General features: G+C 61.4%; 13 protein-coding genes. 6 read left to right on the top strand and 7 right to left on the bottom strand.

Features of this window, described 5'->3' with window-relative positions:
• Positions 1–61 precede the first annotated feature (61 nt).
• Positions 62–2,395: a LuxR C-terminal-related transcriptional regulator gene (locus G8767_RS02830; protein ID WP_166809269.1), complete on the bottom strand. Its 2,334-nt coding sequence runs from the start codon at positions 2,393–2,395 to the stop codon at positions 62–64.
• Between the two features lie 197 nt (positions 2,396–2,592).
• On the opposite strand from G8767_RS02830, the gene G8767_RS02825 reads away from it, so the two are divergent.
• The 3 genes from G8767_RS02825 to G8767_RS02815 all read left to right on the top strand — a co-directional run bounded on the left by G8767_RS02825 (position 2,593) and on the right by G8767_RS02815 (position 5,734).
• Entirely contained in the window at positions 2,593–3,318 is a 726-nt protein-coding gene (locus tag G8767_RS02825) for a GntR family transcriptional regulator (protein WP_166809268.1), read from the top strand.
• Positions 3,319–3,425: 107 nt separating this feature from the next.
• Entirely contained in the window at positions 3,426–5,000 is a 1,575-nt protein-coding gene (locus G8767_RS02820; protein ID WP_166809267.1) for an NCS1 family nucleobase:cation symporter-1, read from the top strand.
• 5 nt (positions 5,001–5,005) lie between these two features.
• A complete protein-coding gene (locus G8767_RS02815) occupies positions 5,006–5,734 on the top strand; it encodes an aspartate/glutamate racemase family protein (protein WP_095968717.1) in 729 nt (242 codons plus the stop codon).
• Here the strand turns inward: G8767_RS02815 and G8767_RS02810 are convergent.
• Together G8767_RS02810 and G8767_RS02805 are read right to left on the bottom strand one after the other, a co-directional pair.
• The gene (locus G8767_RS02810) at positions 5,701–6,876 is read right to left on the bottom strand and encodes an MFS transporter (RefSeq protein WP_095968716.1); all 1,176 of its coding nucleotides are present in this window, start codon (positions 6,874–6,876) and stop codon (positions 5,701–5,703) included. The genes G8767_RS02815 and G8767_RS02810 overlap by 34 nt on opposite strands.
• Before the next feature lie 97 nt (positions 6,877–6,973).
• On the bottom strand, positions 6,974–7,285 hold the full coding sequence (locus G8767_RS02805) for a metalloregulator ArsR/SmtB family transcription factor (RefSeq protein WP_166809266.1): 312 nt from the start codon (positions 7,283–7,285) through the stop codon (positions 6,974–6,976).
• A gap of 340 nt (positions 7,286–7,625) precedes the next feature.
• On the opposite strand from G8767_RS02805, the gene G8767_RS02800 reads away from it, so the two are divergent.
• Complete coding sequence (locus tag G8767_RS02800) at positions 7,626–8,873, top strand: MlaD family protein (protein ID WP_095968878.1); 1,248 nt, start codon at positions 7,626–7,628, stop codon at positions 8,871–8,873.
• Positions 8,874–8,955: 82 nt separating this feature from the next.
• On the top strand, positions 8,956–9,708 hold the full coding sequence (locus G8767_RS02795; protein WP_124567828.1) for a class I SAM-dependent methyltransferase: 753 nt from the start codon (positions 8,956–8,958) through the stop codon (positions 9,706–9,708).
• 7 nt (positions 9,709–9,715) lie between these two features.
• Here G8767_RS02795 and puuE read toward each other — a convergent pair whose 3' ends face one another.
• The 4 genes from puuE to G8767_RS02775 form a co-directional block, all read right to left on the bottom strand.
• Complete coding sequence (gene puuE, locus G8767_RS02790; RefSeq protein ID WP_166809265.1) at positions 9,716–10,645, bottom strand: allantoinase PuuE; 930 nt, start codon at positions 10,643–10,645, stop codon at positions 9,716–9,718.
• 15 nt (positions 10,646–10,660) lie between these two features.
• Complete coding sequence (gene alc / locus G8767_RS02785) at positions 10,661–11,647, bottom strand: allantoicase (RefSeq protein ID WP_166809264.1); 987 nt, start codon at positions 11,645–11,647, stop codon at positions 10,661–10,663.
• A 3-nt stretch (positions 11,648–11,650) separates the two neighbouring features.
• Complete coding sequence (locus tag G8767_RS02780; protein WP_166809263.1) at positions 11,651–12,895, bottom strand: aldolase/citrate lyase family protein; 1,245 nt, start codon at positions 12,893–12,895, stop codon at positions 11,651–11,653.
• Between the two features lie 62 nt (positions 12,896–12,957).
• Complete coding sequence (locus G8767_RS02775; RefSeq protein WP_166809262.1) at positions 12,958–14,985, bottom strand: CocE/NonD family hydrolase; 2,028 nt, start codon at positions 14,983–14,985, stop codon at positions 12,958–12,960.
• Between the two features lie 140 nt (positions 14,986–15,125).
• On the opposite strand from G8767_RS02775, the gene G8767_RS02770 reads away from it, so the two are divergent.
• Positions 15,126–16,049: a pseudouridine synthase gene (locus G8767_RS02770; RefSeq protein ID WP_166809261.1), complete on the top strand. Its 924-nt coding sequence runs from the start codon at positions 15,126–15,128 to the stop codon at positions 16,047–16,049.
• Positions 16,050–16,067 lie beyond the last annotated feature (18 nt).

The raw sequence follows: 16,067 nt of genomic DNA, 5'->3' as shown, positions 1-16,067 counted from the left end.
ACTCCACACCAACGCTACCCCCGCGAACTGCACCCGGAGAAGCGCACCGCTGCCCACGGTCTCAGCCTCGGGAGTCGGTCTCCTGCGCGGTCGAGACGAACCACGCCGCGATCTGTGCTCTGGAAGTGAATCCCAGTTTTGTCAGCACATGTTCCACATGCCCCTGAGCGGTCCGCAGCGAGATGACCAAGTGCTCCGCGATGGCGCGGTTGGTCAGTCCCTGAGCAACCAGTTCCGCAACTTGCTGCTCACGGCGAGTGAGGTGAGGTCCTTCTGTCGACGATGCAGTCGTCGCACTGGAACGCTTGTCGAGCGCATACGCGACAGCTTCACCTTCGGACATCGCAAACCCGTTGCGAAACGAGGTGTCGAAAGCATCATCACCCATAACCTTGCGTGCAGCGTCTGCCGCGCTGTCGTGATGAGTTGACAAACCCGGCAGGCCCGCCAGCCGTCCCCCGAGCTTCTGCCAATACATGGACGCCGCGCCGAGCAGAACCGCTGCATGCTTCCAATCACGTTGCGCTGCAGCAATCCAGGCCAACGGTTCGATACACCACGCCGAGTTCATCGGGGCATCGAGAATTCTCAGACTTCGAGTCAAATAGTCACGTGCGCCTTCTAATTCACCTCGGAGCCAGCCGACGATCCCGAGAGTTCCCAGCGCAAAAGCCTGGAACATCACTTCGTGGGCGGGCACGGTGATCGCGAGAGTCTCTTCGTTGCACTCCACAGAGCGATCGAGGGCCCCCGAAAGGAAGTATGCGATCCCCAGAGTGTCCAGGCCGATCACCACATGCAGCAGATTTTCGTCGAGTCGAAACAGCGTCAACGCGGATTCCAGCTTGGCTGTAGCGGTATCGAAGTTGCCCCCGAATGTATCGACGTATCCGTCACCCCATGCCGCCAGACCGCGTGAGCGTACGTCCGCCAAGGCGTTCGCCAGGCGCCAACTCTCGTCGACCAGCTCTTCTGCCCGTTCGAGCTCACCCTGCATCGCGTGATTCACGGCGTCGATGGCCAAGACATCCACTCGGAACGGGTCCAGCTCCCGATCCGCTGTATTCAGGGCTCGATCCGTCCAATAGCGCGCCTGCACAAGCAATCCACTTGCAAGCCAGAATCTGTACAACGCACCGACCATTCGCGTTGCAGATCGCGCCTCTCCCGCAGTGGAGATCGAGAATTCCAACGCGTCGTTGACGTTGCGCTGTTCACGACCCAGCCTTGCAATCCACGCCGCTTGCCGGTCACTGATCCACTGGGCTTCCGCACGAACGACCAGCGCTTCGAACCAATCACGGTGACGCCGTCGAAGTTCCACGAAATCACTCGAGATCTCGGCCTTCTCGCGTCCGTACTCCCGCAGGAGGTCTAGCAGGTGATAGCGAACAGTGCCGTCGACCTCCTCACGAATGAGGATGGACTTCTCGACCAACGCAGTGACGAGATCGAGCACCTCGGTCGAACTCGAATCCTGCCCGCATACGCCTTCGGCCGCGTCCAGTTCGAACCCGCCGGAAAATACGGTCAGCCGACCCCACAACTGCTGCTCCGGAGGTGAGCACAAGTCGTAGCTCCAATCGATCGACAATCGGAGGGTCTGCTGGCGACTCGGTACACCACGTCCACCGGAAGTCAAAAGGCGGTAACGATCCGAGAGCCGATCCATGATCTGCTCCGCCGACATCCCACGCAGGCGAGCGGCCGCCAACTCGATCGGGAGTGGGAGTCCATCCAGGTCGTGACAGATATGAGCAACGGCGCGCTTGTTCTCCTCGGTGAGGGTGAAACCTGGCACTACGGAAGCCGCACGCTCGGTGAACAGCGACACGGATTCGTACTGGGCAAGTCCCTCGAATTCGCGCGGCTGTTGCTGCGGTGTGGTGAGCGAGGGAACGCGCATCGTCACCTCACCACCTATACCCAGCGATTCTCGGCTCGTCGCCAAGATCTTGACGCCGGCACATCGCCGTAGGATCGCACCGACGAACGAAGCGACGGCATCGACAAGATGTTCGCAGTTGTCGAGTACCAACAGCAGACTGCGATCGGCGCAATAGTCGGTCACAGTGTGCAGCGGGTCCGACGAGGACACCGGCCGCACACCCAGTATCACGGCGACATGATCCTCGAGAAGTTCTGGATCCGTCTGGTCGCCCAACTCCACCAACCACGCGCCGTCCCGGAACACCCGCTGGAGCGCACTCGCGAGTCGGATCGCGAGCCGCGTCTTGCCCACACCGCCGATGCCGGTGAGCGTCAATAAACGGGACGACTCGAACAATCTTCTGGCTTCGGCCAACTCACGCCGTCGGCCGACGAAACTTGTCAGCTCCAAGGGCAAGTTGCCGACAACTCTCTGGTCGGCTTCTGCGCGCACAACGGATGCCATCGACCGACTCGCTTTCTGCCAACCACTACAAATCAACGCTACCCCCGCGTTCGTCGACCTGAGCAGTGCTCACTCGAGCTTCGTTGTCGCAGTCGAAGTGCCCGCACCTCACGGATGCGATTCACGACGGCCATGCCGGTGTCATGCGCCCGAAACAACGGATTCCTACCCTGGCAGCGAGGAGAAGGGAGACCGACATGCCGCCGCGCCGTAGATCGGTACTGCTGACGCAACTGGTAATCGATGCTCCCGGTAGTCCCCAACAAGCGATCCTCGACGAACTGCGGCGAGTAATTCTGTCGGGTTCGGCGCCTCCGGGTACCCCGATTCCTCTCGGCGACGTGGCTGATGTGTTCGGTGTCAGTCGAATACCTGTGCGGGAATCGCTGAAAACCCTGGTCGGAGAGTCGTTGGTCGACCATCGCCACCAGTTCGGCTACACCGTCGCGCAGTTGACGCCGGCGGAGCTACATGAGATGTACATCGTCCGCGAAACCCTCGAATCAGCTGCATTGGCCGTCGCCGTCGAGCAGGCCACCGAAGAGGATCACGAACACGCCGTCGAGGTGAACTCCCGTCTGGAGATCGCGTTGCGCTACGACGACTCTCAGTCCTATCACTGCGAGAGCCGCAACTTTCACCTCGCACTGACCCGACCGTCGCAGATGCTTCGACTTCTGCACATGTTCGAAGCTGCCTGGAACATCACCGAACCGGTTCAGCCGATGGTCCATGTTGCCGGCGTCGACCGGCAGGTACTGCACTCCGATCACACAGCGATGCTGGACGCATTCCTGCGTCGGGACGCGACCGCGCTCCTGACTGCATCCGAAATCCATCATCGCCGACTCGATACCGTGATCGCGACTCTGCCGACCGACACCGGCCTGCTTGCCGAAAAAGATATACCGATTGCGCAATAGTCGCGCAACACGGCCTCGATACCTTTCTCTCAACACAGTTTTCACCACCGTCGCTGAGAGCTTGTGCTCTGTCCGCTGATTCCTTGCACACAAGCACAGGAGCTGTCATGACCGACATTCTTCCGTCTCGAACCACTTCTTCCACCACTCCCACAACGGAAACCGGTACAGGTGATCTCGTCGAGGCCGCCGGCCACCCGGTGGGCAGCGGATTGATCAAGGCGGGTTACGACCCACGTTTGACCAACGAGGATCTGGCACCGCTACGCAAGCAGACCTGGTCGTCGTACAACATCTTCGCGTTCTGGATGTCCGACGTACACAGCGTTGGTGGATACGTCACGGCCGGTAGTCTTTTCGCCCTCGGCCTGGCCAGTTGGCAGGTACTCGTCGCATTGCTGGTCGGCATCACGATCGTCTATTTCTTCTGCAATCTGGTGGCCAAACCCAGCCAGGCCACCGGTGTGCCCTATCCGGTGATCTGCCGCAGCGTGTTCGGTGTCCTCGGAGCGAACATTCCGGCAATCATTCGCGGCCTGATTGCCGTGGCTTGGTACGGAATTCAAACTTTTCTCGCCTCGGCAGCACTCGATGTCGTACTCATCAAGCTCTTTCCGTCACTTGCACCGTACGCCGTGGTCGAGAATTACGGCTTCGCCGGGCTCTCCGCACTGGGCTGGGGAAGTTTCATGCTCCTGTGGGTACTTCAGGCCTGTGTGTTCTGGCGAGGCATGGAATCGATCCGCCGCTTCATCGACTTCTGTGGCCCCGCCGTGTACGTCGTGATGTTCATGCTGTGCGGATATCTCGTCTACAAAGCAGGCTGGAGCGCAATCGATCTCACGCTCGGTGACGTGAAATATTCCGGTTTCGACGCCGTGCCGGTCATGCTCGGTGCGATCGCCCTGGTCGTCTCGTACTTCTCCGGGCCGATGCTCAACTTCGGCGACTTCTCTCGCTACGGGAAGTCGTTCGCAGCCGTCAAGAAGGGTAACTTCCTGGGGTTGCCGGTCAACTTCCTCGTGTTCTCGGTACTCGTCGTCGTCACCGCATCGTTGACATTGCCGGTGTACGGCGAGCTGATCACCGATCCCGTTGCAACCGTGGCACGTATCGACAGTACCTTCGCCATCGTCCTCGGCGCCCTCACCTTCACCATCGCCACGATCGGCATCAACATCGTCGCCAACTTCATTTCCCCGGCCTTCGACTTCTCGAACGTCAGCCCGCAGAAGATCAGCTGGCGCGCCGGTGGAATGATCGCGGCAATCGGATCCATCCTCATCACCCCATGGAACCTGTACAACAATCCCGACGTCATCCACTACACCCTGGAGACCCTCGGAGCTTTCATCGGGCCACTGTTCGGAATCCTGATCGCCGACTACTACCTCGTGCGCAAGCAGAAAGTGATCGTCGACGACCTGTTCAGCATGTCGCCGACCGGAACCTACTGGTACAGCAAGGGATACAACCCTGCTGCGGTGATTGCCACCGTAGTGGGAGCCGTCGTCGCGATGGTCCCGGTCCTGGGTAAGGACCTCACCGGGATGTACACCGCAGCGCAGTACAGCTGGTTCATCGGTTGTGGGCTCGGATTTGCCGTCTACTACTTTCTCGCCACGCGCACCCCTCTGGCTGTTCGGAATGCTTCTTCTGCCGACACTGTGACGGTCGACTGATCCTCATGAGAATCAAGGTGATCAATCCCAACACCACGTGGGCGATGACCGCCAAGATCGAGGAATGTGCCTGGGCCGTCGCCGGCTCGGGCACATTCGTCGAGGCCGTCAGTCCTGCCATGGGTCCTGCGTCGATCGAGAGCCACTACGACGAAGCGCTCAGCGTCCCAGGGATTCTGACCGAGATCGCGTCCGGAGAGAAGAACGGCGTCGACGGATATGTCATTGCCTGCTTCGGTGATCCAGGCCTGGATGCAGCTCGCGAGCTGGCCAGGGGTCCCGTGGTCGCGATCGCCGAGGCAGCTGTGCACTACGCCGGTTTCCTCGGACGCGGATTCAGTGTCGTCACCACCCTCGGTCGGACTCGTGGCCGGGCTGCCGATCTGGTGGACCGTTACGGAATGGCGGCCCGGTGCCGCGGTATCCACTCCTGCGAGATTCCGGTTCTCGCACTCGATCGCGATCCCGATGCACGAAAGGTGATCCTGGAAGCCTGTTTCGACGCCTTGGAACGAGACGGCTCGGATGTCCTCGTTCTGGGGTGCGCCGGGATGGCGGACCTGTGCCAGGATCTGTCCGACGAACTGGGAGTGCCGGTAGTCGACGGTGTTGCCGCTGCCGTCACCATGGTTCAATCCTTGATCACGCTAGGATTGTCGACCAGTACGCGCGGTGAGTTCGCGCGGCCCCTACCCAAGAACTACACCGGAACTTTGGCACCGTTTTCTTTGTGAACCCGCCCGAGCGACAATCGAGCGCCGATCATTGCCAGGGCCAGAGCGGCGAACAAGACGCCGGCCCACACCAATTGACGTGTTCCGAGGTGTGTGAGAAACAAACCACCTGTCGCTGTTCCGAGCGTGATCCCCAGATTGGAGAACGAAATGAACAGGCTGTTACCGAATTCGGGTGCATCGACCGAATCTCGCCCCATCCAACTCTGGGAAATGACCAGTCCACCGGAATGCACCACGCCCCACACCAACACGGCAACAGTCATCGCAGCGAAGTACGGACCCACCAGATAGATCACCACGTACACGAGTATGTACAGCAACGGAAACGCCACGACTGTTCGCACCACACTCTTGCCGAGCAGGGCCCCGAAGACGAAGTTTCCGAAGATCATCACGACACCGAATGCCAAGAGCATCGCACTGATCCACGATCCGCTCATACCCGTCACCTCGCCGAGATATTCGGCGAAGTATCCGTACACCGAGAACATCGCCGCAAAAACGAACGTGACGGAAAGAATGGTCAACCACACGCCGGGTCGGCGAAGTATCCCGACCTGCGCACCGTACGACACACGTTGTGCGACCGGGGCCGAGGGCAGAAGTACAAGAATTCCGACAAACGCGAGCGCATTGACCACGGCACCGAAAACGAATGCCGTCGAAACCGACAAGTTCTCGGCCAGATACGACGTCAACGGCACACCGAAGGCAAAACCGACCGTGACACCGGCGAATACCTTCGTCACAGCAGAAGTGGCCTCCTCCGGTGGCACCAGACGAACCGCACTCGCCAACGCGACCGCGAAGAAGACCGGATGAACGACGGCGGGAATGATCCGGAAAGCGAACATCACCTCGAAACTCGATGTACTCGCGTACACCACGTTCGAGACCGCAAAGACCGCAATCGCCACCAACAGAACGGTTTTTCTGTTGATTCCCGAGGTGAAGAGCGTCGTGAACGGACCGGTGACCGCCACGACGAGCGCAAACACACCGACCAACCATCCTGCATCAGAAGTGCTGATGCCGAACTTGTCGCTGACCTGGGGCAAAACCCCGATAATCCCCATCTCTGTGGTGATGATCCCGAATACGCCCAACGCCAGAACCGGTATCAACAATTTCGACTTCACGACACACTCCTCCTACTACGCAACATGAAACAGATACATATCTAGATATGTAGATATATTTGGTGAAGCAAACCGGTCGACGAGGACAACCCGACCGCTACAGCTTTTCGCGAACGAATTCCCTGAACTCGCCGATCACAGCTTCGTTTCGTCGGTAGTACGTCCACTTCCCGATACGCTCGGACTCGAGCAGACCCACATCTTTCATGCCCTGCAGATAACCCGAGATCACCGACTGGGCAAGCCCCGAACGCGACTGGATGTCACCAACACAGACCCCGATATGGAAACCGAGATCTTGTTGGGTGTACGAGTCTTCGTCGAAATACTTCGCCGGGTGCGCGAGCCACTCCATGATCTGCAGACGCGTGGGGTTGGACAACGCCTTGAAGATCGCCAACGCATCCATCGATCACACCTCGCCCTCCGCCGACCAGAACGCATCTACTTTTGTAGATACGACTCGCGAAGTCAAGCCCGCAAAAGGCGGATGGGGGCGTGCATCACACCCCCGTGCCCGAAGTGAGCTGTGCCACTTGCACTTCGACGACCTGCGGAAACAGATGCCCCGACTTTCTATCTGTGACGACTTGTTTATAGTTATCGCCAACAACGAATTGTCGGAACTTTCCCGTTCGCCCGAGAACATCCGCGGGTGAACACAATTCGCTCACCATCAGCCGTACCGGCTTGTCATTCGGGAGTCGAACCATGAGCACACCACGTCAGTTCGGGCTCGATCTCCGATGGTGATGTCGAAGCTCGCCAAATGGCAGCTGGTCGCCCTCGTAGTGGTTGCACTCCTGGGTTTGATCTACGTCGGAGCGAAATACGTACGGCTGGACAATCTTCTGGGATTCGGCCAATACACGGTCAAAACCGAACTGGCGACGTCCGGTGGCATCTTCACCAACGCCGAAGTGACATACCGCGGTGTGCCCGTCGGACGCGTCGGCGACATGTCGCTCACGACCGAGGGAATCGAAGTCGACCTGCTGATCGACAGCAGTGCTCCACAGATCCCCGCATCCGCGCGAGCCGTAGTGGCCAACCGCTCTGCCATCGGCGAGCAGTACGTCGACCTTCAGCCCGATACCGACCAGGGCCCTTTTCTCGAAGACGGCTCGGTGATCGCAGTGGCCGATACCACCACGCCGATTCCGATCGAGAACGTATTGACCAGCGCCGACGGTCTGGTGCACTCCGTTCCCGTCGACGCGCTCCACACCGTCGCGAAGGAACTCGGCGCGGCATTCAACGGCAAGGGCGAAGATCTACAGGTACTTGCCGACTCGCTGTCGGGGATTTCCCAGTCAGGCCTCGACGCCCTTCCACAGACCCTCGGACTGATCCGTGACAGCCAGACCGTACTCACGACCCAGTCCGATCAATCGTCGGCGATCAAGCAGTTCAGCACCGATCTCGACGCACTAACCGCGCAGCTGCGCACCAGCGACCCCGACATTCGACGGGTGATCGACAACGGCATACCGGCCAGCGAACAGGTCGGCTCTCTCGTCACCGAAGCCGGCCCCGCGCTCACGACCAATCTCTCGAACCTCGCTGCAGTTGCGTCGGCAGCAGCACCGACAGTGCCCACCCTGCAGCCGTTCTTGCTCTTTCTGCCTGCGCTCGCCGGGGCAGCGCCCACCGTGGCACCAGGCGATGGAACCGTGCACCTGGGCTTGGTACTCGAGACCAACAACCCGCTCTCGTGCACCGTCGGATACGAAGGGACGATGGCAATTCTCGACGAGATGAAGCGCAAAGACCCGAACTTCGACGACACGACGCAGAACTTCCCTCTGAACACCGCTGCCAACTGCCAGGCACCTCAGGGCAGCGAAACGGGTGTCCGGAGCGCCAACCGCATCGCCTTCGCCGATCCGAACACCTCCCAGCCGTGGGACAGCAAGCCCAAGGTGGACCCCGACAAGCTCGATCTCAACCCGATCGCCACTCAACTGGCTCCGATGCTCGGCGCCACCCCGAAGTAGGCGAAAACGACTGGCACCGTCGACGCTCGGCGACGATGATGATGTGATGCCGGAAGGAACGCCCGAGGGGATGTCACAGGGGATGTCGCGAAGTTTCGAAGAACTTGTCGCCGAGGCCGAGTCCGCCTCCGTCGACGGGTGGGATTTCTCGTGGCTCGACGGCCGGGCCACGGAGCAGCGTCCGTCGTGGGGGTATCAGAACCTCATGGGTGAGCGTCTCGGTCGCGCCGGGGCCGCGTTGGACATCCAGACCGGCGGCGGCGAAGTCCTCGCCGCTGCACCAGCACTCCCGCCTGTGATGGCAGCAACCGAATCCTGGCCACCGAACGTCATCAAGGCCACCGCCCTTCTGCGTCCCCGAGGTGTGGTGGTGGTCGCGGATCCGGACGAGCCACCGCTACCGTTCGCCGATTCGGCTTTCGATCTGGTGACCAGTCGGCACCCTGCGACGGTGTGGTGGGCCGAGATCGCTCGGGTACTCGAACCGGGGGGAACGTACTTCGCTCAACATGTGGGTCACGCGAGCGTGTTCGAACTCGTCGAGTACTTTCTCGGTCCTCAGCCGCAGGCTCGTCGCGGACGGCACTACGAGGACGAAAGTGCCGACGCGGTTGCCGCTGGGCTCACCGTTGTCGATCTTCGTTTCGAGCGTCTGCGCATGGAATTCTTCGACATCGGCGCCGTCATCTACTTCTTACGCAAGGTGATCTGGATGGTTCCGGGATTCACCGTGGCGCAGTATCGAGACCGACTCCGCGAGCTCGACGAGCAGATCCGTCGCGATGGATCATTTGTCGCGTACTCGAGTCGATTCCTGATCGAGGCGCGCAGGTGAACCCGCATTACGCCGGGTGAACAGCTTTCCAATGTTCGGCGATGTCGATTCGCCGCGTGATCCAGACCTTCTCGTGCGACTGCACGTGATCCAGGAAGCGCTCGAGGGCAGCGGTACGGGCGGGGCGGCCGACAATGCGGCAGTGCAACCCGACCGACAGCATCTTCGGCGATCCGGCCGTTCCCTCCGCATACAGCACGTCGAAGGCGTCGCGTAGGTGCGCAAAGAACTGATCACCGCTGGGAAATCCTGCGGGAGAGGCAAACCGCATGTCGTTGGTGTCAAGGGTGTACGGAACCACCAGGTGCTTCGCCGACTCTGTTCCACGGGGGACGTCCACCCAGTACGGCAGATCGTCGGCGTACGAATCGGAGTCGTAGACGAAGCCGCCGTGCTCGACCACCAGTTCACGGGTGTTCGGTGAATCGCGTCCGGTGTACCAACCGAGAGGCGCCGAACCCGTCAGATCCTGCAGGATCTGGACCGCCTCGGCCATGTCTGCACGTTCTCGCTCGATGTCCACGGATTGGTACGACTTCCATCGCAATCCGTGACATGCGATCTCGTGACCCAATTCCTGAAAAGCACTGACTGCTTCCGGGTTACGTTGCATCGCGCGCGCCACCGCGAAGATGGTGAGAGGCAGGTTCCGCCGCTCGAAAGTCCGCAGGACACGCCACAATCCGGCCCGAGAGCCGTACTCGTACAGCGATTCCATACTCATGTGTCGATCCGGAAATGGTTCTGCCGGAGTCATTTCCGACAAGAAGGTTTCCGAAGCCGCGTCGCCGTCCAGAACGCTGTTCTCGGCACCCTCTTCGTAGTTGAGCACGAATTGAACAGCTATCCGCGCGTCGTCGGGCCAGTGGGGGTGCGGCGGATGAGGACCGTACCCCACCATGTCCCGGGGATAGTCGTCGCGCGGATAGTCGCTCATGCCAACAACTTACCGTCAGCGCTCCGAGATCACAGCGCGAGCAGCTTCTGTCAGTACGCCGAAGACTCTCAGCCGCGCGAGGCCACCGTCGGGGAAGATGTCCAGACGAACATCGGTGACCGGGACTTCGGATTCAAGGGGAAAGCGATGGCGAGTGTCCGGACGCAGAGTGGTTCGAGGCAAGAGTTCGATCCACTCCCCTCCCGACGTCCGGCCGGTCAGAGCGCCCTCCCCCGGACTGTTTCCGAGGAAATACGAGGTGTCGATCTCGACAAAGCTCAGCACGCCTTCACCTGCGAGTTGTACTTGTACCCAGTCGTTTCCGTCGTCGCGGCGCCTGGCCGTCTCCCACCCGTCACCCATCGAGGCAGCGCGTCCGGGAAACAGAATGTTCTGCGGCGAGCTGTAGAACATGTTGGAGCAATCGGTTACGCGGCCACCGTTTTCGAGTGCTGCGAGGTCCAACGGCCCGGCGTCGAGGAAACGCGGGTCTGGCCGTGCTTCACCGTGAACACGGAACCTGGCAACACCGCCGTCCGGGTAGATGGTCAGCTTGACGTGTGTCCACCGCTCCTCCGAAGACACCGAGAACGGATTCTCGGAGTCGCCGTGAACGGGCGAGCGCTCGACGATGGTTGTCCACTCGTCGGAACCGGCCAGGTCGAGTGGATCCGGATACCCGTCCACGGAGATTGCTTCCACCGAGATCTCGGGCGGGTAATTGCCCTTGAACCAGGCCGTGTCGACTACGACGCCTCGCACCACTCCGGGAACACCGAGGCGCACGATCGCCTCGTCATGACCTGCCACCCGGCGACGACGGGTCTCCCAACCGTCGTACACCTGACCCTTGTGACCGAACGTCGCCGGCTGGTATCCAGCTTTGCCCGGTCGGATCAGGGCCTCACGCTCGGCGAATGCCTCGTCGTTCGCCCAGATGACGGCTCCACCGAGGGTGCGCAGTGCCAGGTCGGGCAGCAAGGTGAATTCGGTGGTGCTCATCGGTCAGTGTTCTCCTGTGATCGGTGTGGTGCGTCCTACGAGGTGGCGGAGTGCGTCGGTGTCGGCACTCGGGGCGAGCCTGAGCACTTCGGATTCCGGATAGGCCCCCGCGTCGAGCCCGCGCAGAACCACCGCTGCCAGCGCCTGGGCAGTTGCGGGTTCGTCGATCACGTCGCCACCTTGGCGCCCCAGGTACGACTGGATGCGCGGAGCAGCGGCGCCGAGCGCGTTGCGGTAGAAGCCGAACGTGGCGAGCCAGCGGGTGACCAGATGTCCGGGGTGCATGTCCCACCCCTGGTAGTAGCCGCGTTCCAGGGACCGTGTGACGAGGCGATGGTGCCGCGTGATCGCGTCGCGAATCGCCGTGGCACCCCCGACGGGCGCAACCTGAGTGGACCCGTCGCACACCCAGACGCCGGTCTGAGCGGCAGCAGCCAACATGACAGCCTTTGCGTGGTCTGCCACCGGATGTTCGAGCGACTGATGACGTGATGCAATTCCGCATGCCGCGCTGTAATCGTAAGTGCCGTAATGCAATCCCGTCAGACGGCCGGCTCCGCGATGGATGGCCGGAGCAACTGCCACCGTTCCGTCGGCAGCGATGACCGCCTGCGGGCTCTCGATCTGCAACTCGAACCGAAGCGAACCGGTCTCGAGTCCGTGGGCCTTCTCCAGTTCTTCGCAGAGCAACACCGTCGCCGTGACCTGCTCCACCGCGCGCAGTTTGGGAACGGTGAAGACAAATCCGGCCGGCACTCCGCCGGCGGCGTCGAGCACCAGCTCGAGAGTCCTGATCGAGCGCCGACGCTCGCCGGCCGGTAACCCCTTGAACCTGATGCCACCCCAGCTCGGACCCGCAGAATCAGTGCTGAGCACTGCGAGTGTCCGGCCGGCCGACGTCGCTGCCGCGTCTTCTTCCTCGTCGCTGCGACGTCCGTACCCGTCCTCGAAATCTATTCGAAAGTCCTGGACCGGCTTGCGGCCGAGCTGAACTCGCACATCTGCGAGCGCATTCTCGGTGTCGAGATCGGCGAACACATGCGCATGAGAATCGAGAAGCGCGATCGCCTGCTCACCCCAGAGACGAGGGGTGTCGACAGTTGCGTCTGCAGCACTGACGTAAATCGTGTGCACAGGCTGGATCTCGTCACGGTTTCCCGGGTACTGCGCCGCGAGCCGCTCGTCCACCGGGTCCAGAAGTCCGTCCAGACGATCGTGGACGGCGGCGGAGAGTCGGGATTCTGTCATCGGACGATCTTCGCAGAACGTCCGCGAGCCCGCAGGTTCTCACGCCGCCGATCCAGTCCGGGTCAGCGACCTCCGACGAACGGAACGTTGACGAAGCTCGGCCGGTCCGCAGCCAACTCGATGTGCTGCGGCTTCAGTTGGCTGTCGGCGAGCATCGGCCCGAGTGCCAGGTAACGCGGCACGCTGGCAGCGTAGACGTCGACGCGGAGTCGGTGTCCGGGTTGTAGCACCGCGTCCGTCGGGAGCATGTTGATGTCGACGGCAGTGACCTCGCCGGGAACCACCGGCTGACGCGTGTCGATCGTCAGATAGTGGTGCGGTTCACTGTAGTCACCGTTGGCCGAGCGAGTGCTCTTGGAATCGTCGACCGCCCGGAGCGACGCAGTCAGAGCGCCGTTCGTGATCGGTGTCGAGGTTCCGTCCGGCGCTACGTCGTTGACAGTCGCTGCCCAGAATCCGTCCGTCGCGTCCAGGACTGTCTCGAGATGGACGTTGATCGGGCCCGAGAGTGAGGTCGGCTCCGTCACCGCCTCACCGGTGAACGTCAGACCCTCCGCTTCCTGGAATCGGGAATCCTTGGAACACGACGCACCGAGCACCACGGAGATCCCGGCAGTTCCCTGTGTTCCGTCGCCGGAACAAAAGCCTCGCAGTCCTGGTGCGACCGTCAATCGCGCTGCGGCACTGGACGGGTCATTTGTCAGCGAACCGTCGTACGCCGCGTGGGCGGCAGTTCCGCTGGGCGCGGAGTTCAGATACATACGTTCGTACGTCGCACCCGCTCGCGGGAACTGATCATCGGTGATCCATCCGCCGCCTTGCTGCAACATCGTCACCGGGCCGTAGCGATCGATTCCGTTGTCGATGCCCTTGAGCCACTTGTCGAACCACGCACGTTCGAGTACGTCGAGGCGCGGCGGCGCACCGTCCTTGCCGAATCCTCCACCGGGAGTGACGTGATAGCCGTTCCCCATGATCAACTGCTTCTGGCCGGGTGGCAGATCGATTCCGTTGTAGATCCGCGGCTCGCTGTTGGCGAAGATGTCGTGCCAACCGCCGTAGACCATCGTCGCAGCGGTGATGTTGCCGACGTCAGCGGATCGGTCCTGATAGAACTGACCGTCTTGCGCGACTTGGAGAGTCGACGGTGACACGTCTTCGATTCTCTGGGCCGTCATCGCTTGTACCAGTTCGGGAATCAGTGTTCCCGGATCCTCGAGGCGGCTCGCCAACCACAGTGGATCGAAATTTCCTTGCAGGATGTCCTGAACGTTCGGGATGAGCTTGAGTCCGTTGACCGCGGTCAACCACAACGGCATGAACCCTACTCCGAGGCCACCACCGGTCCCGACGATGTCGCGCAGCAGATCGTTGCCTGGTTCTACCGGGAAGATCGCCTTCAGCGCCGGGGGGTTGTTGCTCGCCGCCTGCACCGAATTGATCGCGGAGTACGAGATACCCGCCATCCCTACTTTTCCGTCCGACCACCCTTGCTTGCTCATCCAGTCGATGACCTCGATCGAATCCTGTTGCTCGCGCTTGCCGAGGACATCCCAATTACCTTGGGAGAAGCCGGTTCCACGCGCGTCGACCACGACCTGGATGTATCCGTTCTGGACCAGGTCGCGGTTGACGCCGAGAACCCGTGCGCCTCCGCCGGCGATGACGCCCGTCAACTCCGACACTCCGTCGAACGGCGCAGCGAGGTCGAGCGAGTTCGCCACGTCCATCAACGTCTCACCCACCTGCGGGATCGACAGAGCTGAATCCACCAACGTATCCAGCAGTTTCGTGTACGGCGTGATGTTGAGAACCGAAGGCGTCTTCGATTCCACGGCGCGCCCGGACGCATCTGCCGGGCGGTACACATTCGCTTGTAGAACGGTGCCGTCACTCATCGTGATGGGCACGTCCCACTCGATGGAGACCCCCGGATACTGTGGCGCCGCCTCCGTAGCCGCGAGCCAGGCTTGTCCGTCCGACCCGCCCGTCGGATCCGCAGAAGCGACGGCACTCGGCACCGTCAGGCCCACGACGCACAGTCCGACCGCAATCGTTGTCGACCTTCGACGTAGAAGTCGTGTCTTCACGAAAACCCCAATTTTCTGTTGTGATGACCCAGCCCTGCCCCCACGACAGTGACCGGCGTCACGAACTTACCGGATAGTAACTTCCGTCCCATATGTCGTCAATAGGTCTGAATGCCGGCCGGACGGCTAGCTTTGAAGATGTGTCACGATCTCCCCTTCCCGTCCGCGACGGCCTGAACCCCAGTCGCATCCGTCAGCCCGAAGACGGCATGTGGGCGACGACGCTCGACTACCTGCTCGAACGGTTCCCCCAGGATGCCGTCCGCTTGCGGGAGAAAGTCGCAGCCGGGGAAGTCGTCGACGAGAAGGGCGTCGGAATCACCGAGGCGAGTGCTTACGCTCCGCGGCGGTTCGTCTACCTGTACCGAGACCCACCCGTCGAGTCGCGGGTACCGTTCGAGATCGACGTCCTGCACCGGGACGAGAACATCCTGGTCGTGGACAAGCCGCATTTCCTGGCGAGCACCCCGCGAGGGCGATACATCGCCGAATCGGCACTGGTCAGATTGCGTCGGGACCTCGACCTGCCGGAGTTGAGTCCCGCTCATCGCCTCGACCGCGTCACAGCGGGACTACTGCTGTTCACCGTGCATCAGGCGGCCAGGCGCGGCTACCAGACCATGTTCGCCGAGCGCCGCGTCGCCAAGGAATACGAGGCCATCGCGCGTTACGACGCACAGGTGAGCACTCCCGTGGTCGTGCGCAGTCGCATCGTCAAAGAACGCGGGGTACTCAAAGCCGAGGAGATCGAGGGCGAACCCAACAGCGAGTCGCGAATCGAACTGATCGAGACGCGGGACGGCTTCGCGCGGTACCGGTTGATCCCCCATACCGGCAAGACCCATCAACTGCGCCTGCACATGACCTCCGTCGGGCTCCCGATCCACGGCGACAACTTCTATCCCGACTTCTACGACGTTGCCGCAGAGGATTATTCGAACCCGCTGCGCCTGCTGTCGAAGGTTCTCGAGTTCGAGGATCCGATGACCGGCCGGCTGCGACGGTTCGAAAGTCGGCGAACCCTGTCCTGGCCGGACGAATCAGGCGGTGGCGACTCGCCGTAGGGACCCCGGACCCTTCCA

The organism is Rhodococcus sp. IC4_135 (assembly GCF_011602025.1).
GTDB lineage: Bacteria > Actinomycetota > Actinomycetes > Mycobacteriales > Mycobacteriaceae > Rhodococcus_F > Rhodococcus_F baikonurensis.
This window is presented reverse-complemented; position numbering and strand designations above follow the sequence as displayed.